The 14524-nt window shown below is 53.2% G+C and carries 13 protein-coding genes and 1 pseudogene; 6 read left to right on the forward strand and 8 right to left on the reverse strand.

The features are described 5' to 3' along the window. The first annotated feature begins 134 nt into the window (after positions 1-134). Positions 135-1148: a LacI family DNA-binding transcriptional regulator gene (locus IAE30_RS18260; RefSeq protein ID WP_200680577.1), complete on the forward strand. Its 1014-nt coding sequence runs from the start codon at positions 135-137 to the stop codon at positions 1146-1148. Between the two features lie 93 nt (positions 1149-1241). Continuing rightward, entirely contained in the window at positions 1242-1706 is a 465-nt protein-coding gene (locus tag IAE30_RS18265; RefSeq protein WP_200537007.1) for a heme-degrading domain-containing protein, read from the forward strand. A gap of 252 nt (positions 1707-1958) precedes the next feature. Here IAE30_RS18265 and IAE30_RS18270 read toward each other — a convergent pair whose 3' ends face one another. The 5 genes from IAE30_RS18270 to IAE30_RS18290 form a co-directional block, all read right to left on the reverse strand. Next, positions 1959-3272 carry a cytochrome c gene (locus IAE30_RS18270; protein WP_200537008.1) on the reverse strand — a complete coding sequence of 438 codons (1314 nt, stop codon included), beginning with the start codon at positions 3270-3272 and terminating at the stop codon, positions 1959-1961. 2 nt (positions 3273-3274) lie between these two features. After that, on the reverse strand, positions 3275-5044 hold the full coding sequence (locus tag IAE30_RS18275) for a GMC family oxidoreductase (RefSeq protein WP_200680578.1): 1770 nt from the start codon (positions 5042-5044) through the stop codon (positions 3275-3277). An 18-nt stretch (positions 5045-5062) separates the two neighbouring features. Beyond that, positions 5063-5791 (reverse strand): gluconate 2-dehydrogenase subunit 3 family protein, encoded by a 729-nt coding sequence (locus IAE30_RS18280; protein WP_200680579.1) that lies wholly within the window; start codon positions 5789-5791, stop codon positions 5063-5065. A gap of 273 nt (positions 5792-6064) precedes the next feature. Continuing rightward, the gene (locus tag IAE30_RS18285; RefSeq protein WP_200537011.1) at positions 6065-6889 is read right to left on the reverse strand and encodes a sugar phosphate isomerase/epimerase; all 825 of its coding nucleotides are present in this window, start codon (positions 6887-6889) and stop codon (positions 6065-6067) included. 17 nt (positions 6890-6906) lie between these two features. Continuing rightward, positions 6907-7920 carry a LacI family DNA-binding transcriptional regulator gene (locus IAE30_RS18290; RefSeq protein WP_200680581.1) on the reverse strand — a complete coding sequence of 338 codons (1014 nt, stop codon included), beginning with the start codon at positions 7918-7920 and terminating at the stop codon, positions 6907-6909. A gap of 454 nt (positions 7921-8374) precedes the next feature. Between IAE30_RS18290 and IAE30_RS18295 the strand changes: the two genes are divergently transcribed. The 4 genes from IAE30_RS18295 (at position 8375) to sfnG (ending at position 12515) form a co-directional block, all read left to right on the forward strand. Then, positions 8375-9553 carry a Gfo/Idh/MocA family protein gene (locus IAE30_RS18295; RefSeq protein ID WP_200680583.1) on the forward strand — a complete coding sequence of 393 codons (1179 nt, stop codon included), beginning with the start codon at positions 8375-8377 and terminating at the stop codon, positions 9551-9553. An 8-nt stretch (positions 9554-9561) separates the two neighbouring features. Next, on the forward strand, positions 9562-10503 hold the full coding sequence (locus tag IAE30_RS18300; protein WP_200680585.1) for a sugar phosphate isomerase/epimerase: 942 nt from the start codon (positions 9562-9564) through the stop codon (positions 10501-10503). A gap of 87 nt (positions 10504-10590) precedes the next feature. Next, positions 10591-10941: a helix-turn-helix transcriptional regulator gene (locus tag IAE30_RS18305; protein WP_045834301.1), complete on the forward strand. Its 351-nt coding sequence runs from the start codon at positions 10591-10593 to the stop codon at positions 10939-10941. A 485-nt stretch (positions 10942-11426) separates the two neighbouring features. Then, entirely contained in the window at positions 11427-12515 is a 1089-nt protein-coding gene (gene sfnG / locus IAE30_RS18310) for a dimethylsulfone monooxygenase SfnG (protein ID WP_200680586.1), read from the forward strand. A gap of 2 nt (positions 12516-12517) precedes the next feature. Here the strand turns inward: sfnG and IAE30_RS18315 are convergent. The 3 genes and pseudogenes from IAE30_RS18315 to IAE30_RS18325 all read right to left on the reverse strand — a co-directional run bounded on the left by IAE30_RS18315 (position 12518) and on the right by IAE30_RS18325 (position 14391). After that, positions 12518-13708 (reverse strand): annotated as a pseudogene (locus IAE30_RS18315) (CynX/NimT family MFS transporter). A gap of 131 nt (positions 13709-13839) precedes the next feature. Continuing rightward, positions 13840-14148, reverse strand: a complete 309-nt coding sequence (locus tag IAE30_RS18320; RefSeq protein ID WP_045834141.1) for a CcdB family protein — start codon at positions 14146-14148, stop codon at positions 13840-13842. Between the two features lie 3 nt (positions 14149-14151). Further along, positions 14152-14391 carry a type II toxin-antitoxin system CcdA family antitoxin gene (locus IAE30_RS18325; RefSeq protein WP_045816186.1) on the reverse strand — a complete coding sequence of 80 codons (240 nt, stop codon included), beginning with the start codon at positions 14389-14391 and terminating at the stop codon, positions 14152-14154. Positions 14392-14524: the final 133 nt, after the last annotated feature.

The raw sequence follows: 14524 nt of genomic DNA on the forward strand, positions 1-14524 counted from the left end.
GTTTAATGCAGAGCAGATCACAGAATAGATAATCCGGGGATTGAAATGATAGCCCTAACATTCTCAGCGTATTGCGCTGGCTTTGATAGGGCGGCCTGCTATGCTAGCGCTATCTGCTTCTAACCTGAGCCGCCATGAAACTACGCAACCCCGAGCGCAACGCTGCACCCACGCTGGAAGATGTCGCCCGCGTCGCGGGAATTTCGCCGATGACGGTGAGTCGCGCGCTCAACTCCCCGCATCTGGTTCGACCGGCGACCGTCGCCAAAGTGAAAGCGGCGATCAGCGCCACCGGCTACATTCCCAACGCGCAAGCGGGCAGTCTGGCGAGTAATCGCAGTCGCCTGATTGCCGTCGTGGTGCCGCAAATCAATAACAACATGTTCGTGGACACCATTCAGAGCCTGAACGACAGCCTGAGTGCGCAGGGCTATCACATGCTGTTGTGTGTCACCGGTTACGAAGCAGAAACTGAAGCAGAAACGGTGTCTACGCTGTTATCCCGTCGCCCGGATGGCATCGTACTCACCGGTATTCATCACAGTGCGCAGTTGAAAAAAGTGTTGTTACAGGTCAATGTGCCGGTGGTTGAAATCTGGGACATGACGCCCACGCCCATTGATATGCTGGTCGGTTTTTCTCATGAGAAGATCGGCGCGCGCGTTGCTGCTTATCTTGCCGAGCGTGGTTATCAAAAACCGGGTCTGATATGGACGGATGACCGCCGTGCATTGCAACGTAAACAGGGCTTGCTGGAGGCATTAGCGTTCCTGGAGATAAAACCGCTGGCTGATGTACCCGTCCAACTCCCTGCGCTGATGGCTCGCGGCCGTGAAGCCTGTGCACAATTGCTGGATCAGCACCCTGACGTCGATGTGCTGGTATGCAGCTCAGACACGCTGGCGCAGGGTGCACTGATGGCGGCGCAGGCGCGTGGTGTAAACATTCCACAGCAACTGGCGGTCATTGGCTTTGGCGACCTTGATTTCGCAGCGGCGAATTACCCGGCGATTTCGACAGTGCGTATTGATAGGCACCGCATGGGCGAACTTGCTGCTGAGCAATTGTTAAAGCGTCTGCAAAATCAGACGGTGGAAAATCCGATTATTGATATGGGGTTTACCATGGTGCCGCGTGATTCGGGTTAACCCAAACTGAACTGCGATCCTCATCACATGCGAAAAATATTTTCCATGCTATAAAAAGTGGAAAATAAATTTCATTTTGAGAGAATCCTATCAATGTCAGCACTGCCTTCCTTAGAAATACTGCTACAACAAGAGGCTGAGCACCGTTTGCCGCAGTTCGATCTCGATTTGGCGTGGCAAATTGGTCAGGGCATTCAACAGCGTGGCCGCGAAATGAACGCACCCATTGCTATTGAAGTTTATGCATTTGGGCAGGTGCTGTTCCTTGCGGCGTTACCCGGTTCTGCCCCCGAAAATCTGGAGTGGATGCGCCGCAAACGCAACACCGTACTGTTGACCGGTCATTCCTCCATGTACGTAGGGTTCGCTAATGAGCAGAAGGGCGAACGTATGGCGCAGCAGCGCAACATTCGTCAGGAAGATTACACCGATCACGGTGGTTCCTTCCCGCTACTGAGCCCGCAGGGCGCGATCATCGGCGCGGTGAGCATCAGTGGTTTGCCTTCTGAAGACGATCACGCTTTAGCGCTGTGGGGAATTAACCAACTGCTGCGCTAATTCCGGCGCAATGAGACGTCAGCGTGCACAAAACTGGAAAGCCGGTTTACCGAAAATGTTAAGGGTTGTTGGATGAGGGGAATGATGCAGAGCGGCCTGTTTTTTTAATTCCGGTGAATGCTTATGACTGCTCATTGTTGTTCCCCCGATACATTGGCATGGTGTCCAACTTTCGGGATTCACTTCATAGGTTGCGCCGCTACTCTTCGCACAGAAAGGAATAGCGGCGCGTTGATGATTGATGAGAAGCCGTTATTTCGCTGCCGGTACTTTGAGCTTATCTCCCGCATCCGTGGCTTTGCGCAGCGTGGCAACATCGCTGGCTTTCACCTCGGCAGCCTCGTTGCCCCATGAATTGCGCACGTAGTTGAGCACATCTGCCATCTCTTGATCGTTCAATTTCCATGAGAAGGCAGGCATACCGGCAGACGTTGGGCGTCCTTCGGTGTGCGGCGCTCGCGCCCCATCCAACAGCGCATGGATCATGTTGGTGGGATCGTTCTGCATCGCGGTGTTACCCGCAAAAGCCGGCACCATACCCGTGATACCTTCTCCCGACAAGCCATGGCAGGCTGAGCAGTCTACCTCATAGCGCAGTGCCGCCTGATCGTGTTTGGTCTTATCCATCACAAATGCAGTTGGCTTAGCCGTGGGCGACGCTGGCAGGCTGCGCAAATAGGTGGCAATGGCTTTCAGGTCCTGATCATTGAAATATTGCGTTGAGTGCTCAACCGCTTCAGCCATCGGACCGGCCGCAACACTTTCCCCGTTGGAGCCGGTTTTCAGGTAATCCGCGATCTGCTCATCGCTCCATTTTCCGATGCCAGCATGAGTATTCGGTGAGATATCCGGTGCATACCAGGTTCCTAAGTTGCCGCCTTGCAGATACTGGCTGCTGATCTCTCCCCCTAGCGCATTACGTGCGGTGTGGCACACGCTACAGTGCGCGGGGCCGTCAACGATGTATTTACCGCGGTTCCAGGCATCATTCTGCGCACTCTGGGGCTTGAACGCACTGTTATCAAAGAACAACAGGTTCCAACCCGCCATCGCCAGACGAATGTTATACGGGAAGTTCATGCCAGCGTTTTCATCAATGGCATTTTTCACTGGCTTCTGCGCGGAGAAATAGGCCCAAAGATCGTGCATGTCGGCATCGCTCATCTGCGTATAAGCGGTGTAAGGCATCGCAGGATAAAGGAAGCCGTGTTCGCCGCGTCCCTGACGGACCGCATTAAAGAAATCGTGCTCCGTCATGTTGCCGATGCCGGTTTCCCGATCGGGTGAAATGTTGGACGTTTGCAGTGCACCAAAGGGAGTGTCGATCTTGTAGCCGCCGGAGAAATCCGCGTTGTGGCACGCCGCGCAGTCCGCCAGGCGCATCACATATTCGCCACGTTTAATGGCATTCGCATCACTGCTGTGGAAATCGGCTAACCTGACCTTATCATCAGCCACATTTGAACGTGAGCTGTCCATCACCACCCACATTCTGCCGGTCACGCCAATGGCGGCGACCACGGCCAGCGCAGCGAGGGTATAGGTAATTTTCTTTGCCTTCGCCATGATTATGCTCCCACCAGCGGTGCCGGATTATTGATGTACTTCTGGTGGATAGCTTGCGCCGCACGCACCGCCAACGCACCCACGGTGACTGTTGGGTTATAGCCGCCATTGTTGGGGAACGCTGAAGCTCCGACCACAAACAAATTATGCGCATCCCAGCTTTGCAAGTACGGGTTGAGCGCGGAAGTACTCGGATCGGCCCCCATAACTGCGCCGCCAATGGTGTGCGAGCTGTGCTGCATGTAAGGGTTCCAGCTTTTCTCGGCTTGGTTATCGACCACAACGTGCTGACCGCCGACTTCTTTCATGATGTTGATTGCGCGATCGGTAACAAATTTCGCCATGCGCTGGTCATTCTGGTTCCAATCGAACGTCAGGCGGAGGAGGGGTTGGCCGTGGCGGTCTTTATAGTTGGGATCAAGGTCGAGATAGGCTTCGCGCATGGGCATCGACGTGCCCTGGCAGAAGATGGTGCCCGCCGTTTGGTAATCACGCGCATAACCCGCTTTCCATTCGCTGCCCCAGCGTTTGGTGCCGGGACGCAGGCCGTTCATGTTTTGAATCGGACGGCCATTGGTGGAGAAGCCCATAATCCCCGCGCCACCAATAAAATCGAGGTCGCTATGATCGAAGTTGTCGCCGTTAAAATCATCGATCTGCACAGCTAAAGCACCGCCGCCGATAAACGGGTTCATGTATTCGTTATCGAAGAAGCCTGTCACGCTTGAACACGTCTGATAGTTGTAGTTGCGACCAATGGTGCCACGGCCGGTGAGCGGATCGTATTTCTCTCCCACACCGGACAACAGCATCAGCCGCACGTTATCCATCTGGTAAGCGGTGAAGCAGACGACATCGGCAGGCTGGAAACCTTCCACGCCATCCTGAGTGACAAATTTCACGCCTTTCACTGTTTTGCCATCTTCATGCTTCACGGCATGCAGGACTTCTGTCTCCGTCAGCAAGGTGAAGTTCGGACGGCGCATTAACACCGGCAAAATGCAGGCCTGTGGCGACGATTTGGAGAAGTTACCGCAGCCGTGGAAATCGCAGAAACCACAATAGGTGCATGGCCCCATGCTAACGCCCAGTGGATTGACATAAGCTTGCGACAGGTTGCCCGCGGGCACCGTGAAGGGGTGGTACCCCATGCTTTCGGTGGACTTGCGATATTTGCTCATCCAGTGCGTATCTTTCAGCGGCGGGGTAGGGTAGTCACGTTGACGTGCGCCTTCAAAGACATTGCCGCCCGCCCGTTTTTCACCCTGAAGGTTGCCAGCGTAGCCGGAAGTTCCCGCAATACGTTCGAAGCGATCGTAGAAGGGTTCCATTTCGTCGTAGGTTACGCCCCAATCTTGCAGCTGCAAGCCTGCCATCTTTTTCGCGCCGTAACGTTCACGGGTCTGCGTCGCCACTTCAAAATCCCACGGTGTGAAGCGCCAGGACATTCCTGCCCAGTGCGTGCCTGCCCCCCCGACGTTCCAGCCAAACTGATATGCCGACCAGTTACGCACTGGCGCAGCAAGTTGGTCGCTGCGGTTGCGGAACGTGGTGGTTTCGACACTCATCGGCTGTAAAATTTTGCGACGCGTGTGGAAACGCAATTCATCGGCATCTATCGCCACTGGGAAATCGGTGGAAGTGTCACGCCACGCACCACGCTCGATACCGACCACATTCAGCCCGGCGCGGGTTAACTCTTCCGCCATCACGGAACCCGCCCAACCCATACCAACGATAACTACGTCAGCCTTATTTCTTTCTAATGACATTGACTCAGCTCCGGGGTATTAATCGTTTGGGATCAGACTGACAGGAATAAGCGCCAGATTTTCATTGCGGCGTTCGATATAAGGACGGTAGTCATAGCGGGCACCCGGAAAACCAATCATCTTCCAGCCCGCCATGTTTTTATTACCGCCGTAAATCGGATCGGCCAAATAACCTTCTCGGGCGTTTTGTAGCATTAATTCAAAGAAGGCCTGGCTATTCACCTCTGCCCCCAAATCGATTTTTCCGTCTTCCATTTTTGTGAGAAAATCATCAACCTGCTCAGTATTTAACGCATGGAAGGAGGATTGATGATTCTTCTGTGCCCAGTTTTCCAGTGCTTTCAAACCCGTTAAATAGCGTTCCTTGGGGGCCGAGAGAAATTGCGGGCTGCCCATTATTTTCTCTTCGTTTTCAGGATGCAGTGGCGCTTGCAAATAAAGCGCGGCCCCTGAACCGTAATCCCCCGCTAATTGATTATCGAGGAACTCAATACAGCCCGCTTCAGTGGCGGAAGGCCCTAGCTTATCGGCAGGGATCAAACGATCAAAAATGGCCTGTAGATTTTGACGGTCAAGCGGGTTGGTGAGCACCTGGTAACCGTCTTGCCACGCGGGCTGCGGCAAATGGTCGACACTAAGTTGGGTTTCCAGCGGCACATTGTGCAGCTCTTTGGCGCGCAGTTGCGGTGCCACGGCAAGTGACGCGACAATACCGCTCAGCGAAAAGAGCGCTTCTCTTCGGTTCATACTTCTTTCCCTTAATCATTCCATCATCTGATGGACACGGCAGATTAATATTGACAGAGCACGACGTTCCGGACATTCAGACATAGGCCGGCCACACGCTAATTAGCGCGCAACCGACCACGACGAATCCGTGTTCGTTATTATAAGTTCTCAGAAAGTATTGAAAGACGTTATGCGCGTGTTGTTAATCAACACGCGATTCCGTAGGCTGGAGTTTTTCCGCCATTGCCAAATGTCTTCACGGAAAACCCGTTATTCGGGTCTCCTTTATTTTTAATAAATATATTTTTTCATGTCGTCGATGCTGTGACGGGCAATATCCCAGAGATCATCTTCCCAGTTACGCGGGCTCAATAATTCCGGTGACCATACGCCGTTATATCCCGTGGCTTTCACTGCCGCCACCCAGGCTGGAATATCAACATCGCCCTCGCCGGGCGCGTAATTACGCTGGACCCATTCGTCCCAGGCTTCGCCGGGGTAGGCGGCGCGACCATCACAGAAATGCACACCGTAGATTAAATCCTTGTTCATGCGCGCCACTTCATCCGGTGTGGTGCCACCGCCGGCGTGCAGGTGCCAGAAATCGACCACCACGCCAAGGTTATCTTTGCCACTCTGTTTAATCAGATCCAGCGCGTGTTGCAGTGAATTGAAGGCGGTGAAGGCCACCACTTCTATCTGGAATTTGATGCCATGTGGCTTGCCGATATCGGCGATGGCGCAGAGGTTTTCCAGCAAGATGGCGTCACGTACGGCGTCTGGCAGATGATCTAATTCGGTTAACGCCATAATTTGCACCACCGGGCAGCGCAGTTCCACTGCCGCCTGCACCACTTTCTCCGCTTCACGCAGCAGGGCGGCACGTTCTTCTGGCTGGAAGCGACCGATGCGCTTCAGAGCATTAATGCAGGTGATCTCAATCTGGTGCTTCACCAGCAGATCGCGATATTTTGCGTAACTGCCGCCGTTCTCCAGATAGCGATACAGATGTTCAGGCAGAATCTCCAGTCCGCTATAGCCAGTTTCGTGGGCGATGCGTAACTGAGTGACGGCATTGCTGTACCAGACAGAAACACCATGCAGTGACAACTTCATCTCTCCTCCTTGTTACCTCACGGCTTCAGGTGAGAGCGTCGTATACGCAATTCTCCCTGAGACCAAACACCACCTGGAGTGGCCTTTCCGTCAATCAAGCGGTTGAGGGCTTCATTGACAATTAAATCCAATCGCTGGCTAAACGTGGTCAACTGCCAGCTGGACAAACTGGCTTCATCGATATCATCAAAACCCACCACCGCCATAAAACGGTTGCCTGCATGCTCTTTAAGCGCCGTCAGTGCGCCGAGTGCCAAAATGTCGTTCTCGCAAAACAGGGCATCAACCCGCTGCTGAGGTGCGTGCGAGTTGAGATAATCACTCAGCACTTCATGACTACGCTCACGAGAGTACTCGCCTGCAGTGAGCAGTAATTCCAGCGTCAATCCAGCCTCCTGAAGTGCCAGCTGTAGGCCATCCAGACGCTGGGTATGATGGCTGCTGGTTTCCGGCCCCATCATATAGCCGATACGGGTGTAACCCTGCGCCAGCAACAGTTCGCCTAGCTGTTTACCCGCGCGTAAACCGTCAATGTTCACCACATCGATATCGGGCTCGTCATTGTTTCGGCACACTTGCACCAGCGGAATCTGATGCATCTCGCGCGCCACACCAATCAGTTCGTCGGTTAACACGGTGCCGAGAAACAGCAGACCATCCACTTGCAACTGATCGGCGAGCGTCAGCACGGCGCTGTAATTTTTTCCGCTACCAATATTCAGCAACAACGCCATATAGCCGCGCTGTTGCAGCTGACGCGTGACCATGTCGAGCATCAGCATCGAGTGAGGATTCTTCATCTCATCGATGACCACGCCGATAATGTGCGTTTTCTTCTGCGACAGGCTGCGCGCCAGCAGGTTAGGGCGATAGCCCAGCTCCACCGCGATTTTCAATATCTGTTCGCGCGCCTTGTCAGAGATGGATGCACCGGGCGTGAAAGCGCGGGATACGGTCCATTTCGAGACGCCGGCAAGTCGTGCGACATCACTCGCTGTGGCTTTATGGGGCTTCTTTGTTGGTTTATTCATAGCACCTGCGTAGGGATAAAAAGGCGGAGACCCCTGCATTGAACGTGAAAGCCAACTGAAAATAAACACCTAAGCGCAGGCAAATGAGGCAAATGACATCGAATAACCCTGTTTTTATGATGTTACGATTATGTTTGATCTTTGCACCCGATTGCAATGAGTTTTGCGCTCGGGTGCAAATTTAAAGGTTTTTGTGATCATTCTCGCTGAATTGCATGTTGCCAGATTGACTAAAAAGTCGGCATCGCTGACATTCAACGCTTGTAAGCACAAGAATCATCCTTTTTATGCCCGATTCTGACGCGATTTGCACTCGGTAGCATATCGTGAAGGGTGGCAGTACGTGCAGTGCAATTGATATCAACGCATGAATAAATAACAAGAATCAGCAGTAACAGATAAGAACATCTACCCTCAACTCAATTTGCACCCGGGTGCAAAAACAGGAGTGACTATGTTAAACGGTGAAAAACTCATTCCACGCCCGCTCCGCTGGGCAATGATCGGTGGCGGCCGCCTGAGTCAGGTGGGTTATAAACATCGGTCCGGTGCCTTGCGTGACAACACCGCCTTCCAGATGGTGGCCAGCGCCTTTGATATTGAGGCTACACGTGGACGCGAGTTTGGCGTCAATCTTGGACTTGCGCCAGAACGTTGTTATGACAACTACCAGCAATTGCTTGAGGAAGAGTCTAAGCGTGACGATGGGGTGGAAGTCGTGTCAATCGCTACCCCCAATGGCACGCATTTTGAGATCGCAAAAGCGGCGCTGAATGCCGGTATTCATGTCATTTGTGAAAAGCCGCTGTTCTTCACCAGCGCGGAGGCGCAGGAAATTAAAGCGCTGGCAGAAGCGAAAAAGCGGATTGTCGGCGTGACATACGGCTTCTCCGGCCATCCGTTGTTGATGCAGATGCGGGCAATGATCGCCAACGGTGAGATCGGCGAAGTGCGTATGGTGGAGTTGCAATATACCCACGGCTTCAGCGCCAATGACAGCGCCGATAAATTTAGCGAAGCACAGAAATGGCGAGTCGATCCGAAAATCGCCGGCCCCTCGTTTGTACTGGGCGATATTTCCACTCACACCTTCTACATTTCGCAACTGGTGCTACCGCAGCTGAAAGTCAAATCGCTGCTGTGCGATCGCCAGAGCTTTATTCCCTCACGCGCACCGCTGGAAGACAACGCGATGGTGCTGATGCATTACGACAACGGGGCGGTAGGGCGTATGTGGGCGTCGTCGATCAACGCCGGTTCAATGGACAGCCAAAGCATCCGCATTATCGGTTCACGCGCCAGTCTGGAGTGGAGTGATTACAACCCCGGCGAGTTGAAATACGAAGTGCAGGGCCAGCCAAATCAACTTATGCATCACGGTATGCCGTATTTGCATGCCAGCGCACTGGCGGATGAGCGTCTCGGGGCGCTGCATACCGAAGGTCTGGCTGAGTCCTGGGCCAACATCTACCTGAAATTCGCTATCGCTATCAGTGCCACCCAGCGTGGCGATCAGCACACGCTTGATAACCTGATCTATCCCGACATTAATGCCGGACTGGAAGGCGTGCGCTGGATTGAAAACTGTGTTCGTTCCGCCGACAACGGCGCGACCTGGGTCAACTACCAATAAGGACTGCCATGAAACTCTCTTTTTGTACCGACAGCCTGGGGCATCTGCCGTTTGAGGCAATGCTGGATAAACTGCTGGAACTGGGTGTTTACGGCGTTGAGATGACGACGGGTGGCTGGTCCTCTGCGCCACATTTGCCGACAGAAGGGTTACTGGGCAGTGCCACACAGCGTCAGAACCTGTTGAAAGCACTGGAAAGCCGCGGGATGTCGATTGCAGCCCTGAATGTGTCGGGTAATCCGCTGGATCCCGGTGAACTTGGCCAGAAACATAAACGCGATACCGAGAATGCCCTGGCGTTAGCGGGTGAGTTGGGGGTGAAAAAAATTGTCATGATGAGCGGGTTACCGCCTGCCAGCCCACATGACACCATTCCTAACTGGATCACCTATACCGTGAGCTGGCCGCCGACACTGAAAAACTGCCTCGACTATCAATGGAATGACGTGGCGATCCCCTACTGGCAAGGGCTGGTGGCGCGCGCGAAGCAGAGTGGAGTCGAGAAGTTTGCGCTGGAAAACTTCAGCTCCATGTTGGTGTGGAATCCAGAAACCCTGTTCCGGCTGCGCAATGCGGTGGGCGACATGGTGGGGCTGAACCTTGATCCCAGCCATTTACTGTGGATGGGCGCCGATCCGATTGCCGCTGCTCGGGCGCTGGGGCCGGCGATTCATCACTGCCATGGTAAAGATGTGCGGATGGAACGGGGTCTGGTCAATATCAACGGTCTGCTGGAAACCAAACCGGTGGAAGATGTGGCAAACCGCGCCTGGAACTACGTTGCTGTGGGCTGCGGCCAGGATTTGCAGTGGTGGAAGGAGTTCTTCTCGGTGGTTCGCATGATGGGCTACAACGACTGGGTCTCACTGGAAATGGAAGATCTCACCATGTCGGTGGAAGCGGGCGTTACCTCATCCATTGCCGCGTTAAAACAGACCATCAGTCAGTAGGTGTTGAGCGCGGTGTGCTGCCGCGCTGTACATCCCGCATTCGCTGCCCGATACTTCGTGTTTATACGAACTATCATGAGGCAGCCTATGCTGGAGAATCACCCGCAGCGCGATGAAATCCGTCTGGAAAATGTGCTGGCCGCGCTCGGCAACCCGATGCGCATGAGCGTGGTCAATATCCTGGCGGATGGCGGTGATCATACCTGCGGATCGCTGCTTAAAGGCGTGTCCAAATCCACTTTAACCCATCACTGGCGCGTGCTGCGCGACAGTGGTGTCATCTGGCAAAAACCTTCAGGCCGTGAAAACCTCTTGTCACTGCGTCGTGACGACCTGGACGCACGCTTCCCCGGGCTGCTGGATGCATTTCTTACGGCGACCACGCAGGATGGTCTGACGCGTGGCACCGTGAACGACTTTCACAGCTCAGCGTCTTAATCAATTTTTGGCCGCAACAGATAGCCGGAGCGCACATCACCCTCAATATCGCCAAATGCCGATGCGCCAAAGTGCATGCCTGCTACCCGCGTTTTGTCCCTTGAAACCTGTTCGATAATAGCTTTGCGCGTGGCTTCAGCCAGTGCCGGATCGTGATCAAATGAAATGGAAACCTGCGAAGCATATTGAAACCCAGGTTGATGCTATCCGCTTTGAGTGGTGAAAAGCCAGGGACATACGGGGTGATTGTTTCAACGCGCAGATTCAATGTCTTCTCCTCTCACTGTTGCAATGGCGACGGGCGGTTTACAACGGCTGTTGTATTTGCAACTTCTCACGCGTTAAGCAACGTTATCATCTCAATTAAATCAATCGCTTATGTTTATGAAAATCTGGCACAGCTGCTGCATTACCCTATATATATCGAAAAGATTGAACTTGATTGAAATTCATATTTTTATGCTATATATCGACGGGAGAAGCTGATGTCAGATAAGAAACCCCTGCAATTTGCTTACTGGGTACCCAATGTGTCCGGTGGGTTGGTGATCAGTCAGATTGAACAGCGCACCCGTTGGGACGCGAAGTATAATCGCGAACTGGCAAAAATCGCTGAAAAGGCAGGATTCGACTATGCCCTGACGCAGATTCGATTTACTGCCGGATACGGCGCAGATAACCAGCATGAATCGGTGACCTTCTCACAGGACTTGCTCAGCCACACCTCAACGCTCAAAGTGATTGCCGCGCTACTGCCAGGCCCATGGAATCCCGTGCTGGCCGCCAAGCAGATTGCCACCATCAGTCATCTTTACGGTCCACGTATTGCCGTCAACATTGTCAGCGGCTGGTTCCGAGGCGAATTTAAAGCGATAGGCGAACCCTGGCTCGATCATGAAGAGCGTTACTTACGTTCCGAAGAGTTTATTCGCTGCCTGCAAGGTATCTGGCGCGAAGGCAGTTTCAGCTTTGCCGGAGATTTCTATCGCTTCCGCGATTACGCATTAAAACCCAAACCTCTTTTACCTTTACCTGAAATCTTCCAGGGCGGCAGTTCCCGTGCAGCGCGTGATATGGCGGCACGCGTGTCCGATTGGTACTTCACCAACGGCAATACGCCGGAAGGGGTACAGCAGCAAGTTGAAGACATTCAGGCGAAAGCCGTCACTTACGGACATCAGGTTAAAATTGGTTTAAACGGCTTCGTGATCGCCCGTGATACAGAGCAGGAGGCACAGTCCGTCCTGCAGGAAATCATCGCAAAAGCCAATCCCGATGCCGTTAAAGGCTTCCAGCATGAAGTAAAAAACGCGGGAAGTGCGTCACCGGAAGGTGAAGGCAACTGGGCAAAATCGTCGTTCGAAGATCTGGTGCAGTATAACGACGGCTTTAAGACCAATTTAATTGGCACCCCGCAACAGATCGCCGAGCGCATCATGGCGTTGAAGCGCGCAGGCGTCGATTTATTGCTGCTGGCCTTTTTGCACTTCCATGAGGACGTTGAGTTCTTTGGCCGCGAGGTGATTCCGCGAGTGCGTGAACTGGAACGTCAGGAAAGCCGGGTCTCCGCCTGACATTAAATATGGCGGGTGCGGCCCGCCAGTAACGCCATCACCATCTGAACCACAGTGACCGCCAGCAACATGATCAGCGGCACCAGCCAGTTGCCGCTGGCATCGTGCAGCATACCGAAACACAGCGGGCCAAGTGCCGCCAACCCGTAACCGACACACTGCGCCATGCCGGAGAGTTTTGATGCCTGCCGATGATCCTGGGTGCGCAGATTAAACAGTGAAAGGCTGATCACCAGCGATGCGCCCGCGCCCAATCCAGCCAGAATCAGCCACAAAAGTGACCATGCAGGCAGCAGCAGCAAGCCGCCTACCGCGACAAAAATCAGGAATGAAGCGACAAAGCCAATAGCGCGCTGATCGCGCAGTCGTTTAAGGGCACTCATGCAGGCAAGATTGGAGACGATGGCGACAATCTGATAGATGAACAGCATGCCGCCTGCCTCAATCTGGCTAATACCGTTGTCTTGCGCAAACGGGGTGAACCAGCCAATCAGGGTATAAAACAGCAGTGACTGACTGGCCATAAACAGCGAAACTTGCCAGCCCAATGCTGAGCGCCAGGGCGATCGCATCACGCTGTGGGGTGCTGCTGCGTGCACCTGCGGCCCCGATGTTTTCAGGTAAGGTAGCCAGGCGAGCAGCGCGATAAACGCCGGCACAAGCCATACCGCGAGTGAAAGACGCCAACCTGCGGAGCTCATTTCGGCCAGCGGCACCGCAATGCCCGATGCAATACTGGCTTAAATCCCCATCACCATGGCATACAACCCGATATAGCGTGCCGTGTGCTCAGTAAAGTCACGTTTGATCAGCGGTGGCAACAGGACATTGGCAGCGGCAATCCCGGAACTCAGAATAAGGGTTCCTGCCCACATGGCATTTTCACTGCCGGTAATGCGTAGCAACGACCCCAGCGTGATCAGCAGCAGCGAACCCCACAAACTACGTTCCAGGCCAAAGCGATTACCAAACCAGGCGGCCGGCGGTGCCAGCGTGGCAAACATCAGGAGCGGTAAAAAGTTGATCACACCTGCGGCACTGGCGCTCAGTCCAAAACTGGCGCGGATATTCTCCAGTATGGGACCGGTGGCGGTAATCGGCGTGCGCAGATTGGCAGCGGTAAGCAGCAATAAAAACAGGAAAAAACCCGCGCGTCGCAGGGCTGGATTTTGGGTTATCGCGGTATGGGACATATTTTGCGCACCATAGAATTGAGGCAGAACGATTCTGCATATGGTGCGTTGATTGACGTTAACGCTTACGCAGCAGTTCATTTCCGCTGAGGAGGGGGGATACTAGCGAGGGATGCTTGACATGTAAAGTCTCAAAATCCATCAAAGATAAAATCAATAGAATCTTTGATTCGCTGGCGATAAGGGCGGGCATCCATCGCCTGTTTTCCTAACAATGATACGGGCACGCTTGCCATTTCATGGGTCATGACGAGATATCCTTCTCCCTCAATTTCGATAACAGGATTAAGCCGTTTTACCTGGCCAGCCTGAAGTCGATTCATGGGATACAAGGGAATAACAATACGCGTCGTGAGCTCATCAATGATATCGCTTTGGACATCGACCAGATAAGGGTAAGCACTGTTTTTACTGGTGTTGTTATAAATGATGTACTGCATTTTTTAGAACGTCCTGTATTCATCGGACAATAAACCATGCTCTTCGGTTATGCGGTTCAGTTCCTGTAAACCGGCGCTATTTTCATGTTTCCATTTTTTTGCAGCAGCTATCCGTACTTCTTGTCGCAATGCTTCACTCAGAATCGCGGATAAGTTTAAACCGGCATCTCTGGCCTGTTGTAAAAGCATTGGTTCGACGGTAACGCTGACGGTTTTCTTTTGGTTAACACTGGTATCAGGCATGAATCCCCCGTGTTGAATACACGTGTTGCACTGCGAGTGAGTATGGATGAAAAGGCAATTGTCTTCAATCTTACAAAAATAAATGCTGGTGACTTGCCTCTCCACCTATCCGCGTCCACCTTTAAAGCCTCTG

Origin of the sequence: Pantoea sp. S61 (genome assembly GCF_016625145.1) — a bacterium.
GTDB classification, from domain to species: domain Bacteria; phylum Pseudomonadota; class Gammaproteobacteria; order Enterobacterales; family Enterobacteriaceae; genus Pantoea; species Pantoea rwandensis_B.

Bases quoted from the DNA above. Each gene is read 5' to 3' on its own strand.
- sfnG (WP_200680586.1), top strand. From the start codon at position 11,427: ATGTCAGATAAGAAACCCCTGCAATTTGCTTACTGGGTACCCAATGTG.
- IAE30_RS18305 (WP_045834301.1), top strand. From the start codon at position 10,591: ATGCTGGAGAATCACCCGCAGCGCGATGAAATCCGTCTGGAAAATGTG.
- IAE30_RS18260 (WP_200680577.1), top strand. From the start codon at position 135: ATGAAACTACGCAACCCCGAGCGCAACGCTGCACCCACGCTGGAAGAT.
- IAE30_RS18300 (WP_200680585.1), top strand. From the start codon at position 9,562: ATGAAACTCTCTTTTTGTACCGACAGCCTGGGGCATCTGCCGTTTGAG.
- IAE30_RS18275 (WP_200680578.1), bottom strand. From the start codon at position 5,044: ATGTCATTAGAAAGAAATAAGGCTGACGTAGTTATCGTTGGTATGGGT.
- IAE30_RS18285 (WP_200537011.1), bottom strand. From the start codon at position 6,889: ATGAAGTTGTCACTGCATGGTGTTTCTGTCTGGTACAGCAATGCCGTC.
- IAE30_RS18295 (WP_200680583.1), top strand. From the start codon at position 8,375: ATGTTAAACGGTGAAAAACTCATTCCACGCCCGCTCCGCTGGGCAATG.
- IAE30_RS18265 (WP_200537007.1), top strand. From the start codon at position 1,242: ATGTCAGCACTGCCTTCCTTAGAAATACTGCTACAACAAGAGGCTGAG.
- IAE30_RS18270 (WP_200537008.1), bottom strand. From the start codon at position 3,272: ATGGCGAAGGCAAAGAAAATTACCTATACCCTCGCTGCGCTGGCCGTG.
- IAE30_RS18320 (WP_045834141.1), bottom strand. From the start codon at position 14,148: ATGCAGTACATCATTTATAACAACACCAGTAAAAACAGTGCTTACCCT.
- IAE30_RS18325 (WP_045816186.1), bottom strand. From the start codon at position 14,391: ATGCCTGATACCAGTGTTAACCAAAAGAAAACCGTCAGCGTTACCGTC.
- IAE30_RS18280 (WP_200680579.1), bottom strand. From the start codon at position 5,791: ATGAACCGAAGAGAAGCGCTCTTTTCGCTGAGCGGTATTGTCGCGTCA.
- IAE30_RS18290 (WP_200680581.1), bottom strand. From the start codon at position 7,920: ATGAATAAACCAACAAAGAAGCCCCATAAAGCCACAGCGAGTGATGTC.